At 65.3% G+C, this 3076-nt stretch carries 3 protein-coding genes and 1 pseudogene; 2 read left to right on the forward strand and 2 right to left on the reverse strand.

The annotated features are described in order from the left end of the window. The first annotated feature begins 302 nt into the window (after positions 1–302). Both IOC82_RS15440 and IOC82_RS17195 read left to right on the forward strand, forming a co-directional pair. The gene (locus tag IOC82_RS15440) at positions 303–1538 is read left to right on the forward strand and encodes a Xaa-Pro peptidase family protein (protein WP_290547100.1); all 1236 of its coding nucleotides are present in this window, start codon (positions 303–305) and stop codon (positions 1536–1538) included. 118 nt (positions 1539–1656) lie between these two features. Then, entirely contained in the window at positions 1657–1860 is a 204-nt protein-coding gene (locus tag IOC82_RS17195) for a DUF6508 domain-containing protein (protein WP_366935690.1), read from the forward strand. Here IOC82_RS17195 and IOC82_RS15445 read toward each other — a convergent pair. Continuing rightward, complete coding sequence (locus IOC82_RS15445) at positions 1832–2764, reverse strand: 3-keto-5-aminohexanoate cleavage protein (RefSeq protein ID WP_290547101.1); 933 nt, start codon at positions 2762–2764, stop codon at positions 1832–1834. The genes IOC82_RS17195 and IOC82_RS15445 overlap by 29 nt on opposite strands. Positions 2765–2781: 17 nt before the next feature. Beyond that, positions 2782–3076 (reverse strand): annotated as a pseudogene (locus tag IOC82_RS15450) (3-hydroxyacyl-CoA dehydrogenase); the annotation flags it as partial.

Here is a 3076-nt window from a genome sequence, read left to right on the forward strand (position 1 = left end):
CGCAAGGGATGAACCGGTTTGGTCATGTCGGTTTCTAGCCTTCCCGGTCCAGTGCCGAAATGACCTGCATCATCCGCCACGCCCGATCGACCACATTGACCCCCGAAGGTCGTGATGATGTCGGAACCCCGCGGTGGTTGCGGGGACGCAAAACCACCTTTACCGAACTATCGTGAGTAAAGCGCGGAATCATCGTCGGCGATGTCACGCGGTTGGTTCGTGATTTCGGCTAACGATTTGCGAAACTTTAGCAAAGCGGACGCCTCGGCTAGGCTGGCTAGCTTACGGAGCGGGGAGCAACGATGGCAATCGGAGTGGGCGATTCGACACCGGAGGCGGAGCTGAACGCAATGGCGTCGCTCCGCGGCAACGCGCTGCCCATAGGCGTTGAAGAACGCCGCCAGCGTCTGGCGCGCGCCCGATATCTGATGCGCGAGCAAGGGCTACCCGCGCTGTGGCTCGACGTCTCGACCAGCCTCACCTACTTCACCGGCATCAGGCTCAACCGCAGTGAACGCCTCCATGGCGTGATCCTGCTGGCCGATGGCGACCCGATCTATGTCAGCCCGGCCTTCGAGGTCGAGAAGCTGCGCACCATGATGAGCATCGATGGACCAGTCGCCGCATGGGACGAGCATGAGGATCCCGCTGCCCTCGTGGTCGCCACTCTCGCGGAACGCGGGATCGTGGGTGGGCCGCTTGCCCTTGACGAGGCGACGCCCTTTGCCACGGTGGATCGGCTCAGGCGGGCAGGTCCACGTTTCGAACTCGTCAGCGCGGGACCGGTGACGACAGCCTGCCGACTGCGCAAGTCGCCGGCGGAAATCGCGCTGATGCAAACCGCCATGACGATTACCCTTGCCGCGCAGAAGGCGGCCGCCCGCGTCCTGCGCGAGGGGATCACCACGACGGAAGTCCAACAGTTCATCGTGGCCGCCCACCAGCGGCTCGGCGCGGAGGGACCGCCGGCTTTCAACAGCGTCCTGTTCGGCGAGGCGACGGCCTATCCGCACGGCGTTCCCTATCCCCAGACCTTGAAGCCCGGCGACATGGTGCTGGTGGATGTCGGGGCACCGGTCGACGGCTATGTCTCCGACCTGACCCGCACTTACGTGTTTGGCCAGCCCACTGCTCGCCAGCGGGCCGTGTGGGAGCTGGAGAAGGCGGCCCAGATTGCGGCATTCGCCGCGGCCCGACTCGGAACGCGGAGCGCCGCTCTCGATGATGCGGCCCGCTCCGTGATCGAGGCTGCAGGCTTCGGGCCGGGTTATGCAACGCCGGGTCTGCCACATCGGACAGGACACGGGATCGGCCTCGATGTCCACGAAGCGCCATACATCGTGCGCGGCGATGACACTCCACTTGCAGAAGGCATGACCTTCTCAATCGAGCCTATGATCTGCATCTATGGCGCCTTCGGGGTGCGGCTCGAAGACCACGTCTTCATGACCGCCGACGGGCCGCGCTGGTTCACGCCTCCAGCGGCCTCGCTCAACGACCCGTTCGGCGCCTCGTCCGGAGCGGAATCACCGGCCTGACTGAAGCGAAAACCAAGCATGGCAACGCTGGACTGCAGTCGTGGCAGGATGCGGTCATGGCGGCCTGCCGGCGAGGATCGTCAGCCCGAACCATGCGCGCGGGCCGGTTGACTTGACAGTGCACGCAGGATGCCGCCGCACCGACCATGTTGAGATCTCATCGGCGGCCGTGCCGCAGCTACGACAGCTTCTGACGATGTGTGTTCGTATGGAGCGGTACTGCGAAGGTTCGTTGGCCTGCGACTTCGAGAGTGGGCTTCTGACGGTCATCGTTCGCCGCGCGAGCGTCTCGGTTAGAAGTTCACCTTGTCGGCGCCCTTGAGCTGGAGCATCGCCCGCGCATCCTCCGGCGTGGCGATCTCCAGGCCCATCGCCTCGACGATCTGGCGGGCGGCGCGCACCTGGTCGGCGTTGGACTTCGCCAGTTGGCCCGGTCCGAGCCATAGCGAGTCCTCGAGCCCGACGCGCAGGTTGCCGCCCATCGACACCGCCTGCGCGGCGATGGCGAGTTGGTGGCGCCCGGCGCCGAGCACCGACCACTGGTAATCCTGGCCGAACAGCCGGTCAGCCGTCCGCTTCATGTGCGCGACATCTTCAGGATGCGGCCCGATGCCCCCGAGGATGCCGAACACCGACTGGATGAAGAAGGGCGGCTTGACGAGCCCGCGTTCGGCAAAGTGCGCGAGCGTATAGAGATGCCCGATGTCGTAGCACTCGATCTCAAATCGGGTGCCGTTGCCGGCGCAGGTGGTCAGGATGTTCTCGATGTCCCTGAAGGTGTTCTTGAAGATCCGGTCGTGCGAGCCTTCGAGATACGGCTTCTCCCAGTCGTGCCTGAACTCCTTGAAGCGGCTCAGCATCGGGTAGAGCCCGAAATTCATCGACCCCATGTTGAGCGAGGCGACCTCCGGCTTGAACACCGCGCAGGGCTTGAGCCGCTCCTCCACCGTCATGGTGGGCGCGCCGCCCGTGGTGATGTTGATCACCGCCGAACAGCGTTGCTTGATGACCTTCAGAAACGGCTCGAAAGCTTCGGGGGACTGGTCCGGCCGTCCCGTGACTGGATCGCGCGCATGCACGTGCACCAGCGCCGCTCCGGCCTCGGCGGCGCCGACGGCCGCGTCGGCGATCTCGCTCGCGGTAATCGGCAGATACGGTGACATCGAGGGAGTATGGATCGCGCCCGTGACGGCGCAGGTGATCATCACCTTGCGGTTTCTGGACATCGGCGGGTCTCCTGCGCTCATGTCGGCTTGCGGGTGGCTGCGCGCTTGTGGGCCTTCAGCGCGGCCAGCCGCCTGTCTCGCCAGTTGCTCACCCGCTTGATCCGTTCCGGCGTCTGCGGCTCGGGCCATTCGGCCATGACGGCGTCCGTGGCGGCCTTTGTGAAGGCGGGTCGACCTTCCGACTGCTTCACCATCGCGTCGAGCGAGGCGGCGTAGCGGCCGGCATAATCGGGGATGCCGCCCGGGGCATTGAGTTCGATCGTCTCGAAGGGACCCATGAAGGACCATCGCAGGCCGAGCCCGTCGCGGATC

This window comes from Aestuariivirga sp. (assembly GCF_020252395.1).
GTDB lineage: Bacteria > Pseudomonadota > Alphaproteobacteria > Rhizobiales > Aestuariivirgaceae > Aestuariivirga.

Excerpts from the sequence above, each read along its gene's own strand:
- IOC82_RS15445 (WP_290547101.1), bottom strand. The coding sequence starts at position 2,764 with ATGTCCAGAAACCGCAAGGTGATGATCACCTGCGCCGTCACGGGCGCG.
- IOC82_RS15440 (WP_290547100.1), top strand. The coding sequence starts at position 303 with ATGGCAATCGGAGTGGGCGATTCGACACCGGAGGCGGAGCTGAACGCA.